24 protein-coding genes are annotated in these 24570 nt (G+C 72.8%); 9 read left to right on the forward strand and 15 right to left on the reverse strand.

Features of this window, described 5'->3' with window-relative positions:
- Positions 1–19: 19 nt before the first annotated feature.
- From I4I82_RS17790 to I4I82_RS17810, 5 genes are all read left to right on the forward strand, one after another.
- On the forward strand, positions 20–709 hold the full coding sequence (locus I4I82_RS17790; protein WP_218589499.1) for a MerR family transcriptional regulator: 690 nt from the start codon (positions 20–22) through the stop codon (positions 707–709).
- A gap of 388 nt (positions 710–1097) precedes the next feature.
- Complete coding sequence (locus I4I82_RS17795; RefSeq protein WP_218589498.1) at positions 1098–3467, forward strand: molybdopterin cofactor-binding domain-containing protein; 2370 nt, start codon at positions 1098–1100, stop codon at positions 3465–3467.
- Positions 3468–3477: 10 nt separating this feature from the next.
- Positions 3478–3954: a (2Fe-2S)-binding protein gene (locus I4I82_RS17800; RefSeq protein ID WP_218589497.1), complete on the forward strand. Its 477-nt coding sequence runs from the start codon at positions 3478–3480 to the stop codon at positions 3952–3954.
- Between the two features lie 70 nt (positions 3955–4024).
- A complete protein-coding gene (locus tag I4I82_RS17805) occupies positions 4025–4324 on the forward strand; it encodes a hypothetical protein (protein WP_218589496.1) in 300 nt (99 codons plus the stop codon).
- Between the two features lie 138 nt (positions 4325–4462).
- Complete coding sequence (locus I4I82_RS17810; RefSeq protein ID WP_218589495.1) at positions 4463–5335, forward strand: LuxR C-terminal-related transcriptional regulator; 873 nt, start codon at positions 4463–4465, stop codon at positions 5333–5335.
- A gap of 19 nt (positions 5336–5354) precedes the next feature.
- Here I4I82_RS17810 and I4I82_RS17815 read toward each other — a convergent pair whose 3' ends face one another.
- Together I4I82_RS17815 and I4I82_RS17820 are read right to left on the reverse strand one after the other, a co-directional pair.
- Positions 5355–5708 carry an SRPBCC family protein gene (locus I4I82_RS17815; protein WP_218589494.1) on the reverse strand — a complete coding sequence of 118 codons (354 nt, stop codon included), beginning with the start codon at positions 5706–5708 and terminating at the stop codon, positions 5355–5357.
- A 73-nt stretch (positions 5709–5781) separates the two neighbouring features.
- The gene (locus tag I4I82_RS17820; protein ID WP_218589493.1) at positions 5782–6801 is read right to left on the reverse strand and encodes a helix-turn-helix transcriptional regulator; all 1020 of its coding nucleotides are present in this window, start codon (positions 6799–6801) and stop codon (positions 5782–5784) included.
- 101 nt (positions 6802–6902) lie between these two features.
- Between I4I82_RS17820 and I4I82_RS17825 the strand changes: the two genes are divergently transcribed.
- Positions 6903–7298, forward strand: coding sequence for a RidA family protein (locus I4I82_RS17825; protein WP_218589513.1), 396 nt, complete (start codon positions 6903–6905; stop codon positions 7296–7298).
- A gap of 8 nt (positions 7299–7306) precedes the next feature.
- On the opposite strand, the gene gdhA is transcribed toward I4I82_RS17825, so the two are convergent.
- The 4 genes from gdhA to I4I82_RS17845 form a co-directional block, all read right to left on the reverse strand.
- Positions 7307–8641: an NADP-specific glutamate dehydrogenase gene (gene gdhA, locus I4I82_RS17830; protein ID WP_218589492.1), complete on the reverse strand. Its 1335-nt coding sequence runs from the start codon at positions 8639–8641 to the stop codon at positions 7307–7309.
- A 97-nt stretch (positions 8642–8738) separates the two neighbouring features.
- Positions 8739–9524, reverse strand: a complete 786-nt coding sequence (locus tag I4I82_RS17835) for an AraC family transcriptional regulator (protein ID WP_218589491.1) — start codon at positions 9522–9524, stop codon at positions 8739–8741.
- A gap of 64 nt (positions 9525–9588) precedes the next feature.
- Positions 9589–10458 carry an alpha/beta hydrolase gene (locus tag I4I82_RS17840; protein ID WP_218589490.1) on the reverse strand — a complete coding sequence of 290 codons (870 nt, stop codon included), beginning with the start codon at positions 10456–10458 and terminating at the stop codon, positions 9589–9591.
- Positions 10459–10479: 21 nt separating this feature from the next.
- Entirely contained in the window at positions 10480–11310 is an 831-nt protein-coding gene (locus I4I82_RS17845; protein ID WP_218589489.1) for an alpha/beta fold hydrolase, read from the reverse strand.
- A gap of 153 nt (positions 11311–11463) precedes the next feature.
- On the opposite strand from I4I82_RS17845, the gene I4I82_RS17850 reads away from it, so the two are divergent.
- Positions 11464–12453: a helix-turn-helix transcriptional regulator gene (locus I4I82_RS17850; protein WP_218589488.1), complete on the forward strand. Its 990-nt coding sequence runs from the start codon at positions 11464–11466 to the stop codon at positions 12451–12453.
- A gap of 25 nt (positions 12454–12478) precedes the next feature.
- On the opposite strand, the gene I4I82_RS17855 is transcribed toward I4I82_RS17850, so the two are convergent.
- The gene (locus I4I82_RS17855) at positions 12479–12970 is read right to left on the reverse strand and encodes an FBP domain-containing protein (protein ID WP_218589487.1); all 492 of its coding nucleotides are present in this window, start codon (positions 12968–12970) and stop codon (positions 12479–12481) included.
- Between the two features lie 104 nt (positions 12971–13074).
- Here I4I82_RS17855 and I4I82_RS17860 point away from each other — a divergent pair, with 104 nt between their 5' ends.
- A complete protein-coding gene (locus tag I4I82_RS17860) occupies positions 13075–13593 on the forward strand; it encodes an amidohydrolase family protein (RefSeq protein WP_218589486.1) in 519 nt (172 codons plus the stop codon).
- Positions 13572–14408, forward strand: coding sequence for a LysR family transcriptional regulator (locus I4I82_RS17865; RefSeq protein ID WP_218595881.1), 837 nt, complete (start codon positions 13572–13574; stop codon positions 14406–14408). Before I4I82_RS17860 ends, I4I82_RS17865 begins: the two co-directional genes overlap by 22 nt.
- Positions 14409–14564: 156 nt before the next feature.
- Here the strand turns inward: I4I82_RS17865 and I4I82_RS17870 are convergent, their stop codons facing one another.
- From I4I82_RS17870 to I4I82_RS17905, 8 genes are all read right to left on the reverse strand, one after another.
- Positions 14565–15815, reverse strand: a complete 1251-nt coding sequence (locus tag I4I82_RS17870; RefSeq protein WP_218589485.1) for an alpha/beta hydrolase — start codon at positions 15813–15815, stop codon at positions 14565–14567.
- Positions 15812–16057 carry a hypothetical protein gene (locus I4I82_RS17875; RefSeq protein WP_218589484.1) on the reverse strand — a complete coding sequence of 82 codons (246 nt, stop codon included), beginning with the start codon at positions 16055–16057 and terminating at the stop codon, positions 15812–15814. Before I4I82_RS17875 ends, I4I82_RS17870 begins: the two co-directional genes overlap by 4 nt.
- Positions 16054–16680 (reverse strand): VOC family protein, encoded by a 627-nt coding sequence (locus I4I82_RS17880; protein WP_218589483.1) that lies wholly within the window; start codon positions 16678–16680, stop codon positions 16054–16056. The genes I4I82_RS17875 and I4I82_RS17880 overlap by 4 nt, the downstream gene beginning before the upstream one ends.
- A 9-nt stretch (positions 16681–16689) precedes the next feature.
- Entirely contained in the window at positions 16690–17454 is a 765-nt protein-coding gene (locus tag I4I82_RS17885; protein ID WP_218589482.1) for a maleate cis-trans isomerase family protein, read from the reverse strand.
- A complete protein-coding gene (locus I4I82_RS17890; RefSeq protein WP_218589481.1) occupies positions 17451–18971 on the reverse strand; it encodes an FAD-dependent monooxygenase in 1521 nt (506 codons plus the stop codon). The genes I4I82_RS17885 and I4I82_RS17890 overlap by 4 nt, the downstream gene beginning before the upstream one ends.
- The gene (locus I4I82_RS17895; protein WP_218589480.1) at positions 18968–20623 is read right to left on the reverse strand and encodes an AMP-binding protein; all 1656 of its coding nucleotides are present in this window, start codon (positions 20621–20623) and stop codon (positions 18968–18970) included. The genes I4I82_RS17890 and I4I82_RS17895 overlap by 4 nt, the downstream gene beginning before the upstream one ends.
- Positions 20620–21882 (reverse strand): MFS transporter, encoded by a 1263-nt coding sequence (locus I4I82_RS17900; RefSeq protein WP_218589479.1) that lies wholly within the window; start codon positions 21880–21882, stop codon positions 20620–20622. Before I4I82_RS17900 ends, I4I82_RS17895 begins: the two co-directional genes overlap by 4 nt.
- Positions 21883–21961: 79 nt before the next feature.
- Positions 21962–22663: a TetR/AcrR family transcriptional regulator gene (locus I4I82_RS17905; RefSeq protein ID WP_218589478.1), complete on the reverse strand. Its 702-nt coding sequence runs from the start codon at positions 22661–22663 to the stop codon at positions 21962–21964.
- Between the last annotated feature and the right edge of the window lie 1907 nt (positions 22664–24570).

A 24570-nucleotide genomic window follows, 5' to 3' on the forward strand; every position in this document is an offset into this window, starting at 1 on the left:
TCCAGGGAGGAGGCGGCCCGTGCGGACGGTCCAGCTCGCGCGCGAGCACGGCCTGTCGACGCAGGCCGTGCGCAACCACGAGGCCGCCGGGGTCCTGCCCGCCGCCGAGCGCACCGCCGCCGGGTACCGGGTCTACGACGAGCGCCACGCCGCCTCGCTGCGGGCCTACCTCGCGCTCGTCGGCGGGCACGGGTACCCCGCCGCGCGGGAGGTCCTGCGCCGCCTGCACACCGGGGACGTCGACGGCGCGCTGGCCCGGCTCGACGCCGCCCACGCCGCCCTGGACGCCGAGCGCACCGTGGTCGACACCGTCGCCGGCCTCCTGCACCGGCTCGCCGGGCCCGCCCCGGCGCCGGCGCGGGGGAGCGAGCCGATCTCGGCCGTCGCGCACCGCCTGCGCGTGCGCCCGGCGACCCTGCGCCGCTGGGAGCGGTCGGGGCTGCTGCGGCCCGCGCGCGACCCGTCGACCGGGCACCGTCGTTACGGCCCCGACGACGTCCGCGACGCCCACGTCGTCCACCAGCTCCGCCGCGGCGGGGTCCCGCTCGCCGCGATCGCGCCCGTGGTGGACGAGCTGCGCCGCGGCGGCGACCCGTCCGCCGCCGCGGCCGCACTGGACGCCCGCCGGGCGGCCCTGGCCCGCCGGTCGCGCTCGGCCGTCGCCGGGGCGGCGCACCTGCACGCGCTCCTCGGCCTGGTCGGCCGCTGAGGGCCCGCCGGGTCCGCAGGGCCGTGCCCAGCGGCCCCCGGAGGCCCGGGATCGGCACTCGCACCGGGCATCCGCGGGGCACGACCCGGCCCCCGGTGGACGCAGGTCACGGGCCCGACCCACCCCCGAAAGGGTGGTTCCCGGGCGGAATCTGCGTTTCCGCAGATGCGGAACGCTAGCCCGAATGGCCTAGCATGTGCTGGTAAGGATTCCCTGAGAACCGCAGGTCGTCGTGTCGTGCACCACCTGTGACGGGCGGCGGCGGGGGTAGGTGCACGTCCCCGCCCCCGTATCGCAGCCGAGCGGGCTTCGTTACTGGCACAAGCTGTCCTGAACCGGGTTCGCTCCCCCTCGCATCCGGCCGGGATCAAGTAACGAGAGGACGACGATGCCCGCTCACAGCGCAGGCACCACCACACCCCGCGACCAGCAGACGACCTCCGGCTCCGGGTTCATGACGGTCGGGCGCCGCAAGTTCCTCGGCTACCTGGTCGCCGCCCCGACGCTCGTCGTCGTGGCGGACATCGGCCGGCAGGCCGCCTGGGGCGGAGCGGAGGCGAGCGCCGCCGCGCTGCCGTCGCCGCCGCAGACCCCCGAGCTCTACGAGTTTGTCGACAACTACCGTGACCTCTGCGTCCCGACCAACCCCCTCCTGCGGGTCGAGGTCAAGGAGGACGGCCGGGTGGCCTTCGCGCTGCCGCGCTCGGACAACGGTCAGGGCATCCAGACCCTCTTCGCGATGGTCATCGCCGAGGAGATGGGCATCGACCCGAGCGATGTCGACGTCACCCTGGCGGACGCCCGCCCGGAGCTGCTCTTCAACCAGCTCACCGGCGGGTCCAGCACGACCTACTCGCTGTTCACGCCCGTCCGGGTCGCGGCCGCGATCGCCAAGGGCGCGCTGCTCGACGCGGCCGCGCTGGCGCTGGGCTCGGAGGCGCGGGAGCTCGAGACCCTCGGTCTCACCGTCACCGACACCGCCGGCAAGGCGATCGGCTTCGGTGAGCTGAGCCGGCTGGCGGCCGTCCCGGTCACCACACCCGTCGAGGTGCTCCTCAAGCCGCGCGAGGAGTTCACGGTCCTGGGCAAGTCGCGCATCAAGGACGACGCGCGCGCGATGGTCACCGGGGCGAAGAAGTTCGTCATGGACATCCCGGTGCCCGACGCGCTGCCCACGGTGATCTGCCGGGCGCCCGACCTGAACGGCGCCCCCGACGGTGGGCCCTCGAACATCGACGAGGTCCGCAACATGCCCGGCGTCACCGACGTCGCGCCCATCGGCAACGGCATCGCCGTCCGTGCGGAGACCTTCGGCCAGGCCATCGACGGCGCGAACGCGCTGGAGATGAACTGGAAGCCGGGCACCGTCGCCGGCAAGAGCGACGACGACATCGTCGACCAGCTGCGTCGCGCCGAGCTGCCGCTGGTGACGCCCGCGGTGCCCGGGAAGACCCTCGAGCAGGAGCTGGTCCACTACTCCCGCAACGGGTCCGCGCTGGAGACCAACTGCGCGATCGTGTCCTTCAAGGACGGCAAGGCCGAGGTCTGGGCCCCCGCGAAGAGCCCGATCGCCGGGCAGAAGATCGTCTCGCAGAAGCTCGGCATCGGCGTCAACGACGTCACCTTCCACGTCGTGCCGGGCGGTGGCTCGTTCGGCCGACGCCTGTTCAACGACCACGTCCAGGAGGCGTCGGAGGCCGCGAAGGCCATCGGCAAGCCCGTCAAGCTCATGTGGGACCGCGCCAACGACTGCCGCCAGGGCCGGGTGAAGCCGCTGTGCGTCACGCGGGTGCGCGCCGTGGTCACCGACGACGCGGTGGCGAGCTTCGAGCTCCGCTACACCGGCGTCAACATGGAGGTCGACGAGGGCCTGACCGACGTGCTCACGTCGCAGCTGTTCAAGGCCCCGGCTGCGAACCTGGGATTGTCCGAGACCTTCTGGGAGATCTCGGTGCACACGCCCTACAACTTCGGCGTCAACACCCGGCTGATGCTGGAGGTCAACGCCGGCTTCAACACCGGCTCGACGCGCAACGTCTACGGCCCGGACACCTGCACCGCCCGCGAGCTGATGATCGACCGGATCGCCGAGCGGCTGCGCAAGGACCCGGTCGAGTTCCGGACCGAGTTCGTCAAGACCGACCGCCTGCGCAACGTCATCCAGCGGGCGGCCGACGAGGCCGGCTGGGGCAGGTCGATGCCGGAGGGCACGGCCCAGGGCATCGGCGTCCACCAGGAGTACAAGGCCGCCACGGCCTGCGTCGTGGAGATCGACGCCCGGCCCGAGACGGTGAACCGCCAGATCCGCTCCGCCCGCACCGGGCCGCGCGTCACCAAGGTCACCTTCGTCGTCGACCCCGGGCTGCTGCTCAACCCGACCGGCTACGAGGCACAGATGCTGGGCGGGATCAACGACGGCATCGCCAACGCCATGACCGCGGGCCTGCACCTGGTGAACGGCTCCTTCGTCGAGGCGAGCTGGGACAACTACTTCTACACCCGGCAGTGGAACACCCCGCCCGAGGTCAACGTGATCATCCTTGAGGACTCGGAGTACCCCGAGCCGGCAGGTGCAGGCGAGGCCTCGGTCGCGGCCACCATGTCGGCGGTCGTGAACGCGTTCCGGCGGGCCACCGGTACTGAGCCGGAGTACACCCCGGTCCTGCACAAGGAGCCGTTCCCGGAGGGGTTCACGCAGTACCCGACCTCGCCGCCCATCCCCGAGTCGCCCCGCAACGGCCTCGACTTCACCTTCTGAGGAGCCAGACATGGCACAGCACACCTTCAACCTCAACGGTGAGTCCGTCACCGTCGAGGCCGACGACGACGTCCGCCTGCTCTGGGTGATCCGCGACCTGCTCGGGGTCACCGGCCCCAAGTACGGCTGCGGCATCAACGTCTGCAAGGCTTGCACCAGCCACATCAACGGCAAGGCGTTCAACCCCTGCTCGGTGCCGGTCTCCGAGATCTCCTCCGAGGACGAGATCACCACGATCGAGGGCCTGGCCGACACGGTGGACTCCGACCTGCACCCGATGCAGCAGGCGTGGATCGAGAAGGACGTCGCGCAGTGCGGCTACTGCCAGCCCGGCCAGATCATGGCCGCGGTGGCGAAGGTCCGCCAGTGCGCCGACGAGGGCCGCAAGCTCGACGACTCGGCCATCGAGGAGATCCGCAACATCTGCCGCTGCGGCACCTACAACCGCATCCGCGAAGCGATCTACGCGGGCGCCGAGAACATGTGATCCGGTGGGCCCCCGGTCCCGGGGGCCCACCGTGCTTTCCACGTTTCCCGTAGAGAAGAGGACGAAGCCCATGAGCACTGCCAAGCGCATCACCCTGGCGACGGCGGCAGGTGCCCTGCTGCTGGTCGGCGCAGGCGTCGCGGCCGCCGACGAGGACAGCAACGCCGGCTACCCCAGCACCCAGAACCCGGCCCAGGTCGGCACCACGGTCTCCGAGGTGCTCGGTGAGCTCACCTTCCAGGGCACGGACGCCCTGAACGGTGACAACCGCCCCGACGGCGCCAACGGCGTCGAGTCGGAGTTCCCGCCCATCGATCCGCGCTACGTCGAGGGTCCGGTCGGGGGCCTGCTCAACGGGCCGTTCGACTAGCAGGGGGCTCCCCCGTGCAGTGGCGCGCCGACCCGGGCTTTCTCCTCCCGGGTCGGCGCGCCACGTCCGTCCCACCGCTGCCGGCCCGTCCCCCCGGACGGGCCGGCAGTGACGCTCCCCGAACCAAGGACGGTTCCGATGAGCACGCCGGTCGCGCCGTCAGGCTTCGACGAGCGCGGAGCGCTCCGCGCCGCACTCCGCGCCGTCCAGGCCGAGTCCGGTCTGCCCGTCGCGTTCGGGGCGTTCGTCGAGAACGGCACGTCCGCGGTGCTCAGCGAGTTCCGCGGCACGCGGACGAGCAACCTCCACAGCCTCGAGGTCCGTGCCGGGTCCGGTCTCGGCGGGCGGGTCATCGCGGAGAACCGCCCGGCCGCGGTCAACGACTACCGCACCGCCGACACCATCACCCACGAGTACGACACGTGGGTCCTGTCCGAGGGCCTCGCGTCGATCGCCGCCGCCCCGGTCATGGTGCGGGACCGGCTGGCCGGGCTGATCTACGTCGCCACCCGCGACCGCAACGCGCTGGGCGACCGCAGCAAGTCCGCCATCCTCAGCGCGGGCCGCCGCCTCAGCACCGAGCTCACCGTGCAGGACGAGGTCCGCCGCCGCATGCGGGAGGCCGAGGTCGTCGCCACCGCCGCGCCGGAGCACGTCCGCGACGTCACCAGCCTCGAGGAGATCCGCGCGCTGCACGCCGAGCTCCGCGCCGTCGCCCAGCTCATCTCCGACACGGCCCTGTCCCAGCGGATCTCCGAGCTCAGCCGGCGGCTCGCCCACGTCGGCAAGGGCACGGCGGCCGCTTCCGGCACCGTCGTTCGGCTGTCGGCGCGCGAGGTCGACGTCCTCGCGCAGATCGCCCTGGGCTGCACGAACCAGGAGGCGGCGACCCGGCTGTCGATCAAGCCGGAGACGGCCAAGGCCTACCTGCGCGGCGCGATGCGCAAGCTCGACGCGCACACCCGGTTCGAGGCCGTCGTCCGGGCGCGGGCGCTGCGCCTCATCCCGTAGTCGCGAGCCGTCCCCTGGCCTACCGCTCGCCGGTGCTCCGCACCCCGCGCACGAGCCCAGACAGCAGCCCGGCCGCGAGCCCCTTCACCAGGAGCGCCTCGCCGAAGGGCAGCCGCCGCTCGGCCTCGACCGTGTAGCGGATCTCGGTGCCCGCACCCGCGGGCCGGAGCTCGACCTCGCCCCGGTAGTTCCGCAGCGGCACGCCCGCCAGCGCCCGGTAGCCCAGGAGCCGGCCCGGCTCGAACGCCACGACCTCCTCGACGATCGGCCCGGCGACGCCGAACCCGATCTTCCGCACGGTGCCGACGCCGCCGGTCTCGCTCGTGCCCGGACGCGTCACCGCGACCTTCAGGCCGGGCGCCCACCTGGACATGCCTCGTGGTCGGCCAGCACCTCCCAGACCTGGTCCGGGGGAGCGGCGACCGTGCGGACGGCGGTGGAGCGGATCATGGGCCGATCCTAGGCCGGTCGCGGCCCCCGGCCGGCCCGCCGGCGTCCGCCGTGCCGTACCGGGTGGCGATCTCCGTCGCGCGCTCGTGCAGGGCCGTCCGCAACCACGGCGGCGCCAGCGCCTCGGCGCTGCGGCCCAGCTGCCACAGCGCCCACTCGGCGTGCCGGCGGTCCTGGAAGGACACCGCGAGCCGCAGCCACCCGTCCGGCGAGGGCTCCTGCGCGCGGACGGCCAGCGCCGTGCCCGCCAGGGCGTCCCACGCCGCCGGCTCCACGAGCAGCAGCACGTCGACCTGCTCGCCCCCGGTGCGGAAGCGCGTGCTCCGCTCCCGCCAGAGCGCGTCGAGGTCGACGTGGTCGGCCCGCTGCGCGGGCTCGTCGAGCTGCTCGGCGTCGAGGACGCGCGTGAGCCGGTAGGTGCGGTCCTCCCCGGACCGCGTGGCCAGCAGGTAGGTCGTGCCGCGGACGCCGACCAGCCCGACCGGGTCCACCGTGCGCCACGCCGGCGCCCCCTCCACGGCCGCGTAGCGGATGCGCAGCCGGCGCCCGGCGAGCACCGCGCGCCGCACCTCGTCCACGACGCCGTCGGGTACCTCCTCCTCGCGCAGCCGGCGCGCGAGGAGGTCGGTGTCGGGGTCGACGAGCAGCCGCCCGGTCACGGCGGCCGCGGCGGCCCGCTGCCCCTCGGGCAGCGCGTCGAGCACCTTGAGCACCGCCGACGCGAGCGCCGAGCCGAGGCCGAACGCCTGCGCGCCCCGCCGCGTCCCTACGACCAGCAGCGCGGTGGCCTCGTCGTGGGTGAGCCCGCTGAGCTCGGTCCGGAAGCCGGGCAGCAGCGCGAAGCCGCCGTGCGGGCCGCGCCGGGCGTAGACCGGGACGCCGGCCGCGGACAGCGCGTCGATGTCACGCAGCACGGTGCGGGTGGACACCTCGAGCTCGCGGGCGAGTGCGGTGGCGGACAGCTGCCCGCGCTGGCGGAGCAGCAGCACCAGCGAGACCAGCCGGTCGGCGCGCACCCGTCGGAACGTAGTACACGTACACGACAGGAGGTGTCGTGATCAGCCGGGAGGCTCGTGGCCGTACTGGTTCGTGGATCGACCGAGGAGTGGACGTGGCAGTGGAACGGACGGCGATCAACCCGGTGACCTGGTCGCTCGGGATGGGCTTCGACCAGGGGTCGGTGGTGTCCGGGCACACCCGGACCCTGTACTGCTCCGGTCAGACCGCCATGGGCGACGACGGCACCCCGCGCCACGACGGTGACGTGGCGGCGCAGCTGGCGCTCTGCCTGGACAACCTGGAGGTCGTGCTGGGCGCGGCGGGCATGTCGCTGGCGGACCTGGTCCGGCTGAACGTCTACACGACCGACGTCGACGGGCTCCTCCCGCACTACGGCGTGCTGGCGTCGCGCCTGGGGGCGGCCGGGGTGGCGCCGCCCACCACGATGCTCGGGGTGGCGCGGCTGGCCGTCCCCGGCCAGGTGGTGGAGCTGGAGGGGACGGCCGTCGCCTGAGCAGGGGCCTAGATGAGGCCCAGGGCGAGCATCGCCTCGGCGACCCGGGAGTAGCCGGCGATGTTCGCCCCGGCGACGTAGTTCCCGGGCGTCCCGTACTCCTCGGCGGTCTCGTGGCACCGGGCGTGGATGCCGATCATGATGGCGCGCAGCCGGGCCTCGGAGTGCTCGAAGGACCAGGAGTCCCGCGAGGCGTTCTGCTGCATCTCCAGGGCCGAGGCCGCCACCCCGCCGGCGTTGGCGGCCTTGCCCGGCCCGAACGCGACCCCGGCGTCCTGCAGCACGCGCACCGCGTCCGGGGTGGTGGGCATGTTGGCCCCCTCCCCGACGGCCACGCAGCCGTTGCGCACCAGCGCGGCCGCCCCGTCGGCGTCGAGCTCGTTCTGGGTGGCCGAGGGGAGCGCCACGTGGCAGGGCACGTCCCAGATCGAGCCGCCCTCGACGTAGGTCGCGCCCGACTTCTCGGCGTAGGCGCTGATCCGCTCGCGGCGGACCTCCTTGACGTCCTTGAGCAGCTGCAGGTCGATGCCGCCGGGATCGTGGACGAACCCGGCGGAGTCCGAGCAGGCCACGACCCGGCCGCCGAGCTCGTGCACCTTCTCGATGCTGTAGATCGCGACGTTGCCCGAGCCGGAGACCACGACGTCCCTGCCCTCGAAGGACTGACCGCGCACCCGCAGCATCTCCTCGACGAAGAACGCGCTGCCGTAGCCGGTGGCCTCGCGGCGCACCTGCGCGCCGCCGTAGATCAGGCCCTTGCCGGTGAGCACGGCGGACTCGTAGCGGTTGGTGATCCGCTTGTACTGGCCGAACAGGTAGCCCAGCTCCCGCGCGCCCACGCCCATGTCGCCGGCCGGGACGTCGGTGTACTCGCCGATGTGGCGGTAGAGCTCGAGCATGAAGCTCTGGCAGAACCGCATGACCTCGCGGTCCGAGCGCCCGCGCGGGTCGAAGTCCGAGCCGCCCTTGCCCCCGCCGATCGGCAGCCCGGTCAGCGCGTTCTTGAACACCTGCTCGAAGCCGAGGAACTTCACCGTGCCCAGCAGCACCGACGGGTGGAACCGCAGCCCGCCCTTGTACGGGCCGAGCGCGCTGTTGAACTCGACGCGGAACCCGCGGTTGATGTGGATCCCACCGTGGTCGTCCTCCCACGGCACCCGGAAGATGATCTGCCGCTCCGGCTCGCAGATCCGCTCGACGATCTTCGCGTCGGCGTACTGGGGGTGCTTGTCCACCGCGGGGCCGATGCTCTCCAGCACCTCGCGCACGGCCTGGTGGAACTCCGTCTCACCGGGGTTGCGGGACAGCACCCGCTGGTAGAGCGAATCGAGTGCCTCGTGCATGTCGTGCGTCGCGTCCTCTCCGACCAGCGGCGGCCGCGGGATGCGGCTCTCCCGCATTGTCGCCGAGGCCGGCGGGGGCACCGGATGCGGGCCGCCTTCAGGGCCGCCGCGCGTGCACCTGCCGGCGGCACTGCCGGGGCGTGGTGCCGAAGGCCCGGCCGAACTGCTGGGCGAAGGAGCTGGGGTTGCGGAACCCCCACGACCGGGCGATGGCCGCGACGGAGTGGTGACGGCGGCCCGGGCTGGCGAGATCGGCTCGGGCGCCCTCGAGGCGCTGGTCGAGGATGGACCGCGCGAGACTGGTGCCGAGGGCCTGGTAGACCGCGTAGAGCGTCCGCGTGGAGACCGCGTTCGCCGCGGCGATGCGCGCCGGGCTGAGATCGGGGTCGCGGAGGTGGGCGGCGACGTAGGCCTGGATGCGGGCGGTGGCCGATCCGCCCCGTGCGTCGCCGGGCGCCTGCGGATCGCCGACGACGGAGAGGATCAGGGCACGCACCAGGTCCACCGTCGTCGCGCCGAGCGCCGTGGCGGCGGCGCCGTGCGCGAGGGCGGGTGCCTCGACGGTCACGTGGACGACGTGGTTGCGCACGAGCGGGTAGAGGGGGCTGGTGCGGAGCCGACCGGCCGCGACGCGCACCGCCTCGACGGGGACGCCCAGCTCGTCGAGGTCGATCCGGAGGACGTGGGACGCCCGACCGGCGGGCCCGCCGTCGCGGCGCGGGGCCAGGAGGACGAGGTGCACGACCCGCGACGTGCCCCGGGCCGGTGCGCGGGCCCCCGCCACTGCGTCGACGCCCGGACCGGAGAGCGCGAGGGCGATCTCCCGGTCGACCCCCGGGCCGGGTTCCGGCGCGTCGGCGCAGCGGGTCACGCTGGTGTGCACCGCTCCAGCGTGGAGGGGGTCGTCGAGGCGGTCAAGAGCGCCCGCGGCGCCGGCGGCGGCCCGGTCACACGCTAAGGGCCGCCGTGGGCGGCGCCGGGGACCGGACGATCGGCGGCGGAGCCGTGGCGTGGCGCACCGCCCACGCCAGGACGAAGTCGGCGATCTCCTCCCAGCCGGGCGCGGCCGGCAGGAGGTGGGGCTTGCTGCCGAACTCGACGACCTCGGTGAGGGTGCCCTCGGCCTCGTAGTGCGCGGCGTTGGACCACTGGACCTTCGGCGGCATGATGTTGTCGCAGCTCCCGCCGACGAAGAGCAGCGGCACCCGGTCCTGGTTGCGGTAGTTCACCCAGGTGCCCTGGTGGCCGGGGGTCAGGTTGGCCAGGGCGCTCTCGAACAGGATGCGTCCCGACACCGGCACGGCGTAGCGCTCGTAGAGGGCGCGGGCCTCGGCCTCCGGGAAGGTGTTGGTGAACGCGTAGTTCCAGTGCGCGAAGTCGTAGCGCACGGCGCGGTGCCGGTTGGCCGGGTTCTTCAGCACCGGGAAGGTGGCCTTCACCTGGGACAGCGGCACGACGGGCACGCCCTCGGTCGGGGCCGAGTTCAGCGCCACCCCGGCGGCGCCGAAGCCGTGGTCGAGCAGGATCTGCGTGAACGCCCCGCCGGCGGAGTGCCCGATGATGATCGGTGGCGACGGGAGCTCGCGCAGGACCGATTCCAGGTGGGAGACGATCGCCGGGACCGTCACGGCCTCGACGGGGGAGGGGTCGGCGTTGAGGGACTCGACCTCGACCTCGAAGCCGGGGTAGGCCGGCGCGATGACGCGGTAGCCCTTGGCCTCGTAGTGGGCGATCCACTGCTCCCACGACCTCGGGGTCACCCAGAAGCCGTGGACGAGGACGATGGTGTCGGGGCTGGGACGGGCTGCGGGGTTCACGGGCGGTGCCTTCCTCGGGTGTCAGAACGTCTTCAGGAACTCGAGCAGGTCGTGGGAGAGCTGCTCCTTGTGCGTGTCGGTGATGCCGTGCGGCGCGCCGGGGTAGACGAGGAGCCGGGCGCCGTCGACGAGCGCGGCCGACGCCCGCCCCCCTACGGCGAAGGGGACGACCTGGTCGTCGTCGCCGTGGATGACCAGCGTCGGGACGTCGACCCTCGCGAGGTCGCCGCGGAAGTCGGTCTCGGAGAACGCCGCGATGCACTCCAGGGCGTTGCGGTGGCCCGACTGCAGGCCCTGCAGCCAGAAGGCTTCGCGGACGCCCGCGGAGACGGCCGCGCCCGGCCGCTCGTGACCGAAGAACGGCCCGTCGGCGAGGTCCCGGTAGGTCTGCGATCGGTCAGCGAGTGACCCGGCCCGGATGCCGTCGAACACCTCGACCGGCACTCCGTCCGGGTTGTCCTCGCGGCGGACCATGAGTGGTGGCACCGCGGACACCAGCACGAGCTGCGCCACCCGTCCGGTGCCGTGGCGACCGATGTAGCGGGTCACCTCCCCGCCACCGGTGGAGAACCCGACCAGCGTCACGTCGCGCAGGTCCAGCGCCTCGATCAGCGCCGCGAGGTCAGCCGCGTAGGTGTCCATGTCGTTGCCGTCCCACGTCTGCGTGGAGCGGCCGTGCCCGCGGCGGTCGTGCGCGATCACGCGGTAGCCGTTCGATGCGAGGAACAGCTGCTGGGCCTCCCAGCTGTCGGAGTTCAGGGGCCAGCCGTGGCTGAGGACGACGGGTCGGCCGCCACCCCAGTCCTTGTAGAAGATCTGCGTCCCCCGGTCGTCGACCTCGACGTGCGGCATCGTCGTCCTCCGTGCGGTCCTCGGCGCTGACGTGCTGGTGTCCGCCGAGACTGGCACCGCTGTGCGGGGGCGGATGTCGCCGTCGCGCACAGTCCTCCACTTCCCGTGCAGGTCGCGGTACGGTGCCGTCGGGTGCTCCGGAGGGGTCCGACGATGCCTGTTCTGCTCGCCCTGCCGCCGGCTGACGGCCGAGCGAGCAGGCACGAAGCCCGGGACCGCGCCGCGGCGACGATGGCGGCGCTGGCGCCGATGACCAGGATCACCGGTCTGGAGGTCCCGGCGGCGACGGCCGCCACGGTCAGCCGTCAGAGCCTGGGCCCGATCAGCGTCGTGCACCTCACGGGCTTCGAGTACGGCCAGGTCGCCACGACCCGGACGATCGACGGTGTGCCCGCGGGCATCTCCCTCGCCGTGCGGCCGCAGGGGCGCTGGACCCTGTCACAGGCCGGGGTCTCGAGGAGCGACGCGACCGGCGACGTCGTCAGCGTCGTCGACGTGACGCGGGCGATGAGCACGCGCGCGAGCGCGGGGACCGAGCTGCTGCAGGTCTACTTCTCGGCCGAGCAGCTGGGCCTGGGCGTCGACGCGCTCCGCGCCTGCGCGGCGGCGATCGAGCGCAGCCCGCTCCGGTCCCTGGTGGCCCGGCACGTGCTCGACCTGCCCCGGGACGATGGAGCGGTGCCGATCGGGGTCGTCCGTCGGAGCCTCGGGGACGCCACGATCGAGCTGGTCCGGGCGATGCTCATCAGCGCGTCCCGGCCAGGGGACCTGGTCGGGTCCGAGCTGGGCGCACCCCACCTGCGGCTGTGCATCGAGCGGTACGTCCGCCGGCACCTTCGCGATCCGGCGCTGAGCCCGGCGACGATCGCGCGGGCGCACGCGATCTCGGTCAGGCACCTCCACGGCATCTGGCAGAACGAGCAGACGACCCTCTGGCAGTGGGTCGTCCGCCGTCGGCTGGAGGCGGCACGGGACAGTCTCGCCGATCCCGGGTCGGCCCACCGGGCGGTCGCGGCGATCGCCCGCGAGTGGGGCTTCCCGAACCCGACGTACTTCGCCCGGCGCTTCCGGGCGGAGTACGGATTGGCGCCGCGGCAGTGGCGGAGCCTGAGCCTGGGGGAGGTGCGGCACCCGCTGGCCTGAGCCGTGGCCGCCTCGCAGATCGTCCTCAGTCGAGGACGGCCTCGACGAACTGCCGCGCCCGCTCCCGCAGACCGGCGCGCCTCTCGGCCACATCGGTGCCCGGCGTCGACCGCAGCGCCGCGGTCGTCTTCTCGACGCGCACGTGCTCGGCGCACCGCAGGTCGCCGCACGGGTAGGTGCCGACGGTGTCCCCGTTGCGTCCCGCCGCCCCGGGGCGGCGCGCCACCAGCAGCTCGACCCGCCCGGGGGCGTGCGTGGTGCGGCACAGGGCGCACATGGCGGTGGCCCGGGCCGCTCGCTCCCCGGCCCGCAGCGCGATCCCCACGGGCCCGTCCGGCCCGGGGACGAGCAGGACGCCGCGGTCGGGCGCCTTCGGGTCGCGCCAGCCCAGCACGTCGTCGACGGTGTCGAGGTCGAGGTCACGCACCCACGCCGGGAGCGTCATCCGGGAGGCCTCGCCCTTGGTCGAGTTCGCCATGGCCCGGCGGATGCGGGAGTCGGTGGTCGGGTCGCTCACGAGAAGTGACGCTAGGGCGCCCGACCGCCGCACGCAGCCGGATTCGCCGCCCGTCGTCGCGGGCGGGAGGTGTCGGACGCCGCTGACCGGTCACCCCCGAACGCATGCCGCCGTCCTCGTCCACCCCCGTCGGCCGGGGGCGGGACGTGCTGCGCCGGCCCGGGCGGCAGATCGAGATCGGGCTGGCCATGCCGGTCGACGCCGCCGCGGCGGCCTTCGCGCTCGTCTTCGGCGGGGTACTGCAGCGGCACCCGGGCCTGCGCGTCGCGCTCACCCACGGGTGCGGGGCGTTCCCGTGCGTCTACCCGCGGCTGCGGCTCGTCGGTCCCGCCGAGGAGTGGGGGGCGCTGGTCCGCCGGCTCGACGTCGAACCCCCGGTCGTCGATCCGGAGTACCTGCGGCTGCTCGTGCACCGGTTCGGGCCGGACCGCCTGCTCGTCGGCACCGACAGCCCGTTCATGCCCGAGCAGTTCGACGAGGCGGCCGGGATCGTGGACGCAGCCGTACGCGCGGGCGGAGTCGTCCTGGGCGGACGTGCTGGTGCGCAACGCCCTGGCCTTCCCCGGTCCCCCCGCTTCCGCATGATCCATTCCGCGCGGGAATGCTCCGGCGGCCGGCCCTGAGCAAGCAGGTGCAGGCGCTCGAGCGCGAGCTGGGCGTCGACCTCCTCGTGCGGCTGCCCGGCGGCGTACGGCCCACTCCCGCCGGCACCCGCCTCGACGAGCTGTCCCGGGCGCTGCTGGTGCAGGTGGACAACATCCGCTCGGCGGTCCGCGAGGCGGCGGCGTCGCTGGCGGGCACCGTCACCCTCGGCCTCTCGCCGTCGCTGGTGCCCGCGCTCGCGGGGCACCTGGAGCGGCGGTTCGCCCAGGAGCACCCCCAGGCCCGGCTCGCGATCGTCGAGGCCCTGCCCATGTTCCTCGCGGAACGGGTGGAGGAGGGCCGGCTCGACCTCGGTGTCTTCACCACCTCGCCGGACCAGGCGACGCCCGAGCTCTCCGTCGTCGGGGTCGGTACCGACGAGATGCTGCTGGTCGGCCGCCCCGACCTGCTCGCGGGCACCGACGGCCCCGCCACCGCCGACGTCCTCCGAACGCTCCGCCTCGTCCTGCCCCCCGGCTTCCGCGAGGTCCTCCAGCTCTCCGGCCCGCAGATGGAGCGGGCGACGCAGGACACGGCTACGCGATCGACTCCGTCAACATGGTCCGCGACCTGGTCCTGCGGGTGCGCACTGCTCGGTACTGCCTACACGTTCGTGCGGGGGGACCTGGAGCGCGGCACGATCGCGGTGGCCGGGTTCGAGCCCCCGATCGAGCGGCAGTTGGTGGCGGCGACGCGGGCGGGGCGTCAGCCGTCGCCTGCGGCGCGGGCGGTCGTGGAGATGGTGCGGGGGCGGCTGGGTGAGCTCGCGGAGCTGCGTGGGGTGGGCCGGAGCTGACCGAGCCCGCCAGGAGCCTCGCGGGCGGGGAGGGCGGTCGGTGCCCCGGCAGGATCCGAACCTGCGGCACCGGCTCCGTCTCCGGAGAACCGGGTCAGGCTCCACCGGCGCCTACGCTCCTTGTTCCGTCCTGCAGAAGCAGGGCACGGCCGTCGCTCAACTCGCCCGGTGGCACGCGAGGGCGAACCGCTTGTCGAGCCAGGTGAGGATCTGCCGTCCGGCGAGCAAGGAACCGGGGGTTGCGCCCTCCTCGACGGGCCCGCCGAAGTGAGTGCCGCGGACTCTCGCGGCGGTCAGGTCGGTCGAGCCCAGCGCGGTCAGCATCGCGTGGGAGTCGGAGGGGAAGGCGGCCTGGTCGCCAGTCAGCTCGACGAACAGGGTCGGTGCCGTGACCCCGGGGGCGCAGCGGACGAAGTCCGCGTTGGTGCTGAGCCCCGACCAGGTGGAGAGCCAGGCGTCCGGTGTCGTGAGGCGGCCGAACCCGACGAGGCCGTGGTTGATGAGGTCGGGCCGACGGCCGAACAGCGAGCCGTAGGGGCGTTCGTTGGGGTCGAGGGACAGGTCCACGGTGCGCGGGTCGGCGTCGGTGCGGTAGACGGTGATCAGGCGCGGGGCGAGTGCGGCACGCCGGTCTCGGAGGTCGCCGGTGGCCTTCCCGCGGGCGCGGGCCGCTGCGGCGTCGGCGACCCGCTCGCGGGCCACGGCGTCGATCCGGGCGACGCGGTCGTGCTGGGCGGCGCGGTAGCGGCGGAGGAACTCCGGGGAGTAGCGGGCGCTCGTCGGGGGGTCGGCGAAACCGTTGGCCGGGTCGTAGGGGTCGAGCTCCGGGATCCGGGAGAGCGGATCGCCCTCGTCGGCGACCGACGCGTCGATGCAGGCGAGCAGCAGCCGCCCCTGGCCGGGGTGCGGGGCGAGGAAGATCGCCGCGTCGGTCGGCGGCAGGTCGGCGTCGGGCAGGCCGCTCGGCCGGCCGGCCGGGGTGAGCGCCACGCGCTGGGCGGGGTCCAGCCCGGCCTGCTGGTGGTAGTAGGCGTAGAGGGTGCCGCCGCCGGAGTGGCCGAGGGTCACGACGTGGTCGAACCCGAGGTCGCGTAGGTGCCCGAGGCCCGCGGCGACGTCGAGGAGGGTCTGCTCGTGGACGAGCGCGATGTCGTTGTTCACCGACCGCGACACCTGCGTCCACACCGCAGCCCCGCCCCGTAGCAGGATCGGCACCAGCGGGTGGTGGGTCTGGTCCTGGCGCGGGTGCATGATGCAGACCACCGTGGTGGCACCGGGGACGGTCCGCAGCGTGCCGGTGACGGTGGCCCCGTCGGCCGTGCCCAGCTCGTACAGGCTCGTGCGCGTGGCCTCGGGCAGCGGTTCGCTGCGCACGTGGCGCCCCGCGCCGAGCCGCGCCGCCGTCACGACGGCTCCAGGCGCAGCGCGTCCTTGTCGTGCTGGACGACCGTGGCCGCGCCGAGCCCGGCGACGCAGCTGTACCAGACGGCGTGGCGGCAGCCGGTCGCGCGGCGGTCGATCGTGATGGTGCCGTCGGCGGTGATCGCGAAGTAGGGGCCGACGCGCTCGACGGTCACGGCCGGGTCCTCGTCGGCGACCTTCGGCACGCCGAGGTTCTCCGGGACGTCGAGGACGTAGAGGATGGTCACGAGCGGACCCCTGCCGGCTCGGGCGCCCATCCCGGCGCGCGGGAGACGATCAGCTCGGCCTTGCGGGCGAGCAGCTTCGCGAGCGTGGGCTCGGGGCCGGACGCGACCTCGACGAGCGCCTCGATCGTCAGCTCGGCGTCGAGGTCCTCCTGCGGGGTGACCGGGCGCAGCGCCCGCGTGAGCTCGACCATGTAGCCGTTGGGGTCGTGGGTGTAGATCGACTCGATGGTCTCGTGCTGCACCTGCATCTCCACCGGCCACGCACTGGCGTCGAGCCGCCTGCGGTACTCGAGGAGGTCGTCCTCGGAGTCGACGTGCAGGGCCAGGTGGCGGGAGTTGACGAAGTAGCTGGGGACCTCCGGGCCGAAGCCCGCGTACACGTCGCCCCGGTCCCGGGCGTGGAAGGGCTGCACGCCGAAGTAGTAGAAGAACGCGATGCGGTCGTCGTTGCCGATGTCGAAGAAGAAGTGGATGAAGTCGGGGTGGTCCTCGGGTCCCCAGCCGGCCGCGCAGATCGAGTGGACGACGGGGAAGCCGAGCACATCGCGGTAGAAGCGCACGGTGGCGGCGGGGTCGAAGGTCGGGAACGCGGCGTGGTCGACGCCGTTGACGAGGTGGTCCATGGGTCCCTCTCAGTGGGTGGTGGTGGCCGCGACGGCGCGGTCGCGGGCGAGCAGGCTCCCCGCGCCGGGGAGGTCGACGGGCAGGCCGAGGCCGTCGAGCAGGGTGAACGCGCCGGCCGTCGCGGCGGAGAGCACAGGCATCCCGAGCTCCTGCTCGGCGTCGGTGACGAGGTCGAGCGACGGCATCTGGACGCACGCCGACAGCACGAGCGCGTCGGCCCCGGACAGGTGCAGCCCGCGGGCCGCCGACCGCACCTGCTCGCCGGGGATGCAGCCCACCTGGGCGTTGTCGCCGACCTCCAGCGCGGTCCAGGCGACGACGTCGAACCCCTCGGTCGCCAGGTAGTCGACGACGAGCCGGGCGATCGGCGCCAGGTAGGGCATGACCAGGCCGATCCGGCGGGCGTCCAGGGCGCGGAGCGCGGTCACGAGGGCGCCGGCGCTCGACGCGACGACCGGGTCGAGCCCCCGCTCGTGGAACTGCTGCCGCACCAGGGTCTCGGTGCGGGTGTGCTCGCCCGCGCCCTGAGCCATCAGGGCGACCAGGCAGGCGTAGAGGACGGCGTCGACGCCCGCGTCGGCGATCTCGTCGACGCAGCGCCCGCGCTGGGCGTTCATCGCCCGCAGCTCCTCCTCGGACACCGAGTGCAGCCGCATGCGGCTCGCGTGGAAGGAGAACCCGGCGTCCGGGTGGCGGGCCAGCAGACGTGGCATCTCGGTCTCGACGGTCACGTTGGAGCTCGGGACGACGAGCCCGATCCGGTGGTGGGTCACGGGTTGCCTCCGAGGGCGATCAGGTCGGTCCGGCCGGCGGCGAGGCCGGCGGCCAGGTCGGGCAGGAGCTCGGGCGGCCCCTCGGTGACGACGCGCTGCCCGCGAAGGCGCAGGCGCTCGGCGATGTCGAGGCGGGTGAGCAGGCCGGCGCGGTCGACCGTGCCGGTGAGCCAGGCGGTGCGCCCGTCCTGGGAGAGCCGCCGGACGAGCGCGTCGGCCGCGGGGCCCCACGGGTCGTCGGGCACGGCGTCGACCTCCACGAGCGCCCCCTCGGCGAACGACGTCCGGTCCACGAGCCGTCCGGGCAGGTCCCGGTGCGGCCGGGCGACCGTCCACGGCACGGGGGCGGCGAGGTCGACCTCCTGCGGTGCGACGTCCGCGTACTGGGCCAGCCCCCGGCGCGTGACCTCGGGGCTGCTCGCGGCGAAGCGCTCCAGCGAGACGTTGCCGGCCCGGGTCATGTACGCGACGGTGAGCTGGTCGACGGGCAGGTGCGTGCGGGCGGGGAACGAGTCCCACCACCACTGGCTGCGCCGGGCGATCTGCTGCATGCGCGTCACCGCGGGCTTGCGCTCGGCCTGGTACCGGGAGAAGGCGCGGTCGCGGTCGTCCTCGGCGGTGAGCGCGGAGCACAGCGCGATCGCGTCCTCCATGGCGAGCTTCGTCCCCGAGCCGACCGAGTAGTGCGCGGTGTGGGCGGCGTCACCGAGGAGCACGAGACCGCCGTGCGACCAGCGGTCGCAGGTGACGGTGCGGAAGCGCAGCCAGCGGGTGCGGTTGCCGATGAGCCGGTGCCCGCCCAGGTGCTCGGCGAACGCGTCGGTGAGGTACCCCAGCGCCTCCTCGTCGGAGTCCTCGGGCGCCGTGGCCGCGGTGGTGGCGTCGAACCCGGCGCGGCGCCAGGTGTCCTGGTCGACCTCGACGAGGAACGTGCTGCGGTCGGGTGCGTAGGGGTAGGCGTGCGCGACGAAGGTGCCGTGCGGCGTCCGCGCCGGGGCGAACACGGCCTCGTCGAGGGCGAATCCGGTGCCCGCCCACAGGTAGAGCCCGCGCCCCACCTCGACGCGCTCACCGAGCTCGGCGGCCAGCGCGGTGCGGGTCGCGCTGTTCACGCCGTCGGCGACGACGACCACGTCGGCGTCGACGTCGCGGGCGTCGACCCGCTCGCCGTACCGGAGGTCGACCCCGGCCTTCTCCGCGTGCCGGGTGAGGACGGCGAGGAGCTCGGTGCGGGCGATGGCGACGAGCCGCCCGCCCGGCACGCGGGCGACGTCGTCACCGACGCGCATGCTCATGTCGTGCGGGTGGGACGCGGCCAGGATGTCGCGCAACGAGTCGGGGTCGGCGACCTCCAGGTTGCGCTGGGTCCGAGCCCCGAGCGCGACCCCGAAGCCGAAGGTCGTCTCCGGCAGGCCCTGCTCGTACACGGTGACCTCGGCGTGCGGGTCCGCCAGCCGCAGGAGCCGGGCCGCGTACAACCCGCCGGGACCACCGCCGACGACGGCCACGCGCCTCATGCCGACACCGCCTCGGCCAGGCGGTCGCGCAGGTCCTTCTTGGACACCTTGCCCACGTTGGTCAGCGGGAGCTCCGCGACGACCTCGACCCGCTCCGGCCACTTGTACCGGGCGAGGCCCTCTCCCCTGAGGAACTCCCCGAGCCCGGCAACGTCGAGCGGCGGGGCCCCGGCGGCCAGGATCAGGAAGACGCACGCGCGCTCCCCGAGGACCGGATCGGGCATGGCGACCAGCGCCGCGGTGGTCACGTCCGGATGGCGCACGACGATCTCCTCGACCTCCTCGGCGTGGATCTTCTCCGCGCCGCGGTTGATGACGTCCTTGATGCGGCCCTCGATGGCGTAGTACGTGCGGCCGTCGACGACGTGCCGGACCGCGAGGTCACCGGTGCGGTAGAACCCGTCGCCGGTGAAGGTGGCGGCGTTGTGCGCGGCCGCCCGGTAGTAGCCCGGCACGGTGTACGGGCCCCGGCAGGCCAGCTCGCCCAGCTCCCCGTCGGGCACCTCGAGCTCGCCGCCGATCTCCAGCACTCGGATCTCGTCGCCCGCGGAGACGGGAGAGCCGACGGTCCGCTCCCGCACCCACGCGGGTGCGTCCGGGGGAGTGGCCAGGAACATCCCCTCGGCCATCCCGAACATCTGGGCGCACGGCACCCCCAGCACCGGTTCGATGCGCGCGGCGGCCTCCGCCGGCAGCTTCTGCCCGCCGACCAGCATCCGCTCGACCGGGCGCAGGTCCTCGCCGGTGACCGCGGCCCGCTCCAGCAGCCGGATGACGACCGCGGGCGGCAGCAGCGGGATGGTCGTCACCCGCTCCCGGTGCACGATCTCGAACACCGCTGCGGCGTCCGCCGACGCGCCCAGGACGAACGCCGCCCCCGCCCAGTGCGCCGGCTGCATGGCCGCGGCGATCCCCGCGTTGTGCATGATCGGCAGGACGTGCAGCACGACCGAGTCCGGCCCGATGCCGAGCGGGCCGGTGAAGGCTTCGGCGTTGTGGACGTACTCGCGGTGGCGGCGCGGCGCCACCTTCGGCAGGCCCGTCGTCCCTCCGGAGAGCTGGAACGCGACCAGCCCGTCGGGGTCGATCTCGACGGCCGCCAGTGCGGCGCGGGCGGGGGCCGAGGCTCCGGCCGCGAGGATCTCGTCGTACCCGACCCCACCCGGCAGGTGCCCGCGCAGCGAGATCACGACGTCGAGTCCCACGGTCGCGGACAGGGCGGCGAGGTCCTGGCGCCCGAAGTCGGCCTGCACGACGTGGCCGCGGGCGCCGGTGTGCTCGGCGAGCAGCCCGATCTCGCGGTGCCCGTGCGCGGGCAGGGTGCAGACCGGCAGCAGGCCGGCCTTCACGCAGCCGTAGTAGGCGACGACGGTCTCGGCGACGTTGCCCGCCGAGAACATCACGCGGTCGCCGGGGCGCAGCGCGGTCGTCGCCAGGACACCGGCGGCGAAGGCGTCGGTCATGTCGTCGAGCTCGCGGTAGCTCAGCTGCTGCTCGGCGGTGACGAGCGCGAGCCGTCCGGCGAAGCGCTCGGCCGAGTCGCGCAGCCGGTCGCCGACGGTGCGGCTGCCCCACAGCCCGTCCCGGAGGTACGCGGCGGCGCGGTCCGGGTCGAAGGGCGGGAGGTCGGTGGCCGTCTCGGGGGCGCTCATCGGGCGACAGCCTCGGAGGAGGGCGCCGTGGTCGTCGGGCCCGGTGCGGCCGCCGGGGCGAGGACGGGGACGGCGACGGCGGCCAGAGCACCGACGAGGGCGACGGCGGCGAACGCCGCGAAGTTCCAGCCCAGCGCGAGCCCGGACGCGATGAGGTAGCCGCCGAGGATCGGGCCGGCGGCGGCACCGAGGCGGCCCACGCCACTCGTGACGCCCAGGGCGGTGGCACGGTCGCGGAGCGCGAAGTGCGTCGCGACGTAGCCGTAGACGACGATCTGGGTGCCGACCGACGCGGCGCCGGCCACGGCGATCAGGACGTAGAGCACGAGGGTCGGCAGGGGCAGCGCGAGCAGGGCGATCGACACGACGCCGATGCCGAACGCCGACGTGGCCACCGGGCGTGGGCCGTACCGGTCGGCGAGCGCGGACCCGGCCAGCCCGCCGGCGACTGCGCCCAGGTTGAACACGAGCAGGAACGCGATGGCGGAGCCGAGCGCGTAGCCGGCCTGCCGCATCAGCTGCGGAAGCCAGGTGTTCAGGCCGAACACGAGCAGGAACCCGGCGACGTTGGCCACGGCGAGCAGGGCGAGCGCGACAGCGGGCCGGCCGCGCAGGAGTCCGGCGGAGCGGACCTGACGCGGTCCGCCGGCGACGAATCCCGGGGACTCCGGGAGCAGCAGCAGGGCCAGCGGGACCAGCGTGACCAGCGGCAGCGCGCCGAGGGCGAACAGGGTCCGGAAGCCCGCCGGCTCCAGCAGCGCGATGCCCGCGAGCGCGGCGAGCACCCCGCCGATGGGGAAGCCGCAGAGCATCACGGCGTTGAGCAGGTTCCGCCGCCCGGGCGGCGCCCACTCGACGACCAGGGCGATGGCCACCGGCGCGATGCCGCCGAAACCGAGGCCGGCGAGGAACCGGGCCGCCCCCAGCAGCTCGGGCGTGGGAGCCGCCGCGACCGCCAGCATCATCACCGAGAACCAGGTGACGCAGGCGACGAACATCCGACGCCGACCGATCCGGTCGGTCAGCGCGCCGACACCGATCGCCCCGACGAACATGCCGAGCAGCGCGTAGCTCCCGATGGCGCCGACCTGGGGCGGCGTCAGGTTCCACTCGGGGTGCGCGAGCAGAGCCGGGACGGCCGAGCCGTAGACGATCAGGTCGTAGCCGTCGAACACGATGGCGGCGAAACCCAGGGCCACGACGACCCAGGGCGAGCGGGTGCGCCGGTCCGTGCGGCGGGTGGTGAGCGGTGCAGTCATTGCGCCTCCTCGATGTGAGTCGACACAACTGTCAGCTTCCTGACGTGGATGTCACAAGCCGCCGAAAGGGTGATCCGACCTACCTCTCGGTGTCGGGCAGCTCCGCGGACAACGTGCGCTCGAGGTGGGCCACGTCCTCCTTGAGCAGCGCGAGTGCGGCCCACGGGCCGGCATCGACCGAGCGTCCCGCGCTGCGCCGGACCCCGGTCATCGCGAGCTCGACCATCGCCGTGGCGACCTGCTCGGGCGGGTCGTCGACCTCGGCCCGGTACCACCAGGCGATCCAGTTGATCATTCCCAGCCAGGAGAGGGCGACCGTCCGGGCCGGCAGGGGCCGGATGTCGCCTGCCGTCACGGCGTCCTCGACGAGCCCCACGAGCAGCGCGAGCACCCGCCGTCGCGAGTCTCGGTGCCGGGCGGCCAGCTCCGGGGACAGGTGGGGCTCACTGCGGTCGAGCAGCCGGAAGCGGACGGCGTTGTGGCAGTTGTGCAGCGCCATCTCCCGCACGGCCTCGGTCAGCCGGTCGACAGGGGAGAGGTCGTCGCGCCCGCCGGTCTCCTCGAGGATCCGGACGGTGGGGTCCAGGACGTCGTGTACGAGCTCGGAGAGCAGCTCGTCCTTGTTCCGGACGTAGGTGTAGATCGTCGGCCGGCTCACGCCCATCGAGTCTGCGATGTCCTGCAGGCTGGTGCCGGCGAACCCCCGCTCGGTGAACAGGCGGGCGGCGTGCTCGAGCAGCTCGTTCGACACCAGCTGACGGCGGCTGTTCGGGCTCGCCATGGTTGCTCCCCTCGGTCGTCGTCGCTCTGCCTGGTCATCCTGCACCTGGGCGGATCCACCGACCCCGTTGCCTCGTCGGGTCGGGCAGTGCACTCGGTGGAAGAGAACGAGGATCAGCTGTGCATCCGCGCACCCAGCGGCTCAGCCGCCAGGATTCGAGACCACTGCTCTCCTGCCGCGAGCAACGTCGATCAGGCCCTCGGCGATCGTCTGGTATGGCCCACGGGGTACAGCTGGATCGCGTACCGGCCTCGGAACGATCGCAGCCATCGTGTCGGCCGCACGTCGGTCGGCTTCGTCGACCCAGTCCGCGTGCCATGCGGGGTGTCTGCTCGCGACATCGCGGGGCGCATCCCCCTGGTCAGCGCTTGTGCCCCCGGCAGGATTCGAACCTGCGGCACCCGCTTTAGGAGTGTCAGCTCACTCCACTACTAAGTCATCTACGTGCGACTTTTCGTAAGCGGAAGCAGCCATAGTAGCTCCACACCTCGCTGGCACTCGCAGTTTCGCTCCACGAACGGCTCCACGAGCCAGCTATCGAGGAGGCTGCGTCGACGGCATGCCACAAGCCTGCATCGGCCCGGACGGCGGCGTGCAGGCCTTCCGGCCGACACGCCGCCGCTCAAGACCTGGGTGCCGTGGCGGAGCCACGGCAGGGACAACTCGTACCGTCATGTGGTGACGGCCCCAGGAGTTGCCAAAAGATCGTGTCGCAATCAGCGCTTCGGTGTCAATATCTGGTGGTGACGACTATCGCTTCGTGGGCAGCCGTCGACTCGCGCGGAGTGTCTGCCATCTACATCGCCAGTGACAGCAAGATCACGTGGGGCTCCTCCGGGTCGTGGAGTCAGGGCCGAAAAACCTTCGCGAGCCAGCGTGAGGCCTTCGTTTTCGGCTACTGGGGCGACGTTGTCTTCCCTGCACTCGCACTTCCGGTGGTCGTTGAGCAGCTAGACAACTCCCTCATCGCCGTGAATCCTTCCCGTCCATACGGCGCGATAGGGAACGTTATTCGCACACTCTGGCTCGATTATCCTGTGATGCATCGACATGACCTAGGTATTTTGATGGCGCATCGACTCGGAGTTGGAATGCGCTCAGTGTTCTCGCTATCGGTGCTGTTCTATGAAGCCCAAGTTAATAAGTGGACGCGTAGATCGATTCCCATGCCTCCAAGATCTGCCGAGCTGACGATTGCGGGTAGTGGAGCCGCAAATGTCCGGAGTGCTCGAAAGTTGTGGGAGGAAAGTCGTCAGGGTGGAACGAGCCGAGCCATTTTTGGCGCGTTCTCGGAAGCCCTGGCTGAAGCAGCGGACCCACTAAGTGGTGGGGGCCCTCAGTTGGTAGGCCTTCATCGACAAGGCGCAGGTAAGTCGTTTGGGTTGGTCTACGAAGGGGAGCGGTACTTCAGTGGTCGACGAATCTCTAAGCGTGAGGCGTCGCAGGGTAACGTGGGCTGGTTCAACGAGCTATTTGAGCGAGTCGATGTCAGGTCGATGCGCCGCCTATCTGGGGCGCAACGTCACATGCCTCGCTAGCTCTATCGCAACTTGTCCCCGGGTGGGTAGCTGTCTGCGAGAGATTCGACCTTAGAGTGCGACGTGCAAGTATAGGTCTAGCTGATGCAGAAACGTGCGGTTCGCTTGAATCATCTGGTCGCCACTGCTGAGGATCTCTGAGTACAAGGCCGTGGCAAGCTGTCTATCCTCGACCGCTTCTCGAATCCTCGCTTCGCGCCCCCCGGGAAGCCGTACAATTCCGTAGGCACGTCGAACATCAGAAAGGTAGGAAGGCCGGTCGGGGCTATCGCAGACTCTCCTCACTGCACCGCGGATTCCGTAGTCACTAGGAAGGAGCACTGAACGTTCTTCCCAAAAGAATGCGCCTACAATGTAGGGCACAATTGT

The organism is Pseudonocardia oceani (assembly GCF_019263585.2).
GTDB classification, from domain to species: Bacteria; Actinomycetota; Actinomycetes; order Mycobacteriales; family Pseudonocardiaceae; genus Pseudonocardia; species Pseudonocardia oceani.

Excerpts from the sequence above, each read along its gene's own strand:
- I4I82_RS17880 (WP_218589483.1), bottom strand. The coding sequence starts at position 16,680 with ATGGACCACCTCGTCAACGGCGTCGACCACGCCGCGTTCCCGACCTTC.
- I4I82_RS17795 (WP_218589498.1), top strand. The coding sequence starts at position 1,098 with ATGCCCGCTCACAGCGCAGGCACCACCACACCCCGCGACCAGCAGACG.
- I4I82_RS17815 (WP_218589494.1), bottom strand. The coding sequence starts at position 5,708 with ATGTCCAGGTGGGCGCCCGGCCTGAAGGTCGCGGTGACGCGTCCGGGC.
- I4I82_RS17900 (WP_218589479.1), bottom strand. The coding sequence starts at position 21,882 with ATGACTGCACCGCTCACCACCCGCCGCACGGACCGGCGCACCCGCTCG.
- I4I82_RS17800 (WP_218589497.1), top strand. The coding sequence starts at position 3,478 with ATGGCACAGCACACCTTCAACCTCAACGGTGAGTCCGTCACCGTCGAG.
- I4I82_RS17850 (WP_218589488.1), top strand. The coding sequence starts at position 11,464 with ATGCCTGTTCTGCTCGCCCTGCCGCCGGCTGACGGCCGAGCGAGCAGG.
- I4I82_RS17810 (WP_218589495.1), top strand. The coding sequence starts at position 4,463 with ATGAGCACGCCGGTCGCGCCGTCAGGCTTCGACGAGCGCGGAGCGCTC.
- I4I82_RS17805 (WP_218589496.1), top strand. The coding sequence starts at position 4,025 with ATGAGCACTGCCAAGCGCATCACCCTGGCGACGGCGGCAGGTGCCCTG.
- I4I82_RS17895 (WP_218589480.1), bottom strand. The coding sequence starts at position 20,623 with ATGAGCGCCCCCGAGACGGCCACCGACCTCCCGCCCTTCGACCCGGAC.
- I4I82_RS17860 (WP_218589486.1), top strand. The coding sequence starts at position 13,075 with ATGCCGCCGTCCTCGTCCACCCCCGTCGGCCGGGGGCGGGACGTGCTG.
- I4I82_RS17865 (WP_218595881.1), top strand. The coding sequence starts at position 13,572 with ATGCTCCGGCGGCCGGCCCTGAGCAAGCAGGTGCAGGCGCTCGAGCGC.
- gdhA (WP_218589492.1), bottom strand. The coding sequence starts at position 8,641 with ATGCACGAGGCACTCGATTCGCTCTACCAGCGGGTGCTGTCCCGCAAC.
- I4I82_RS17905 (WP_218589478.1), bottom strand. The coding sequence starts at position 22,663 with ATGGCGAGCCCGAACAGCCGCCGTCAGCTGGTGTCGAACGAGCTGCTC.
- I4I82_RS17845 (WP_218589489.1), bottom strand. The coding sequence starts at position 11,310 with ATGCCGCACGTCGAGGTCGACGACCGGGGGACGCAGATCTTCTACAAG.
- I4I82_RS17890 (WP_218589481.1), bottom strand. The coding sequence starts at position 18,971 with ATGAGGCGCGTGGCCGTCGTCGGCGGTGGTCCCGGCGGGTTGTACGCG.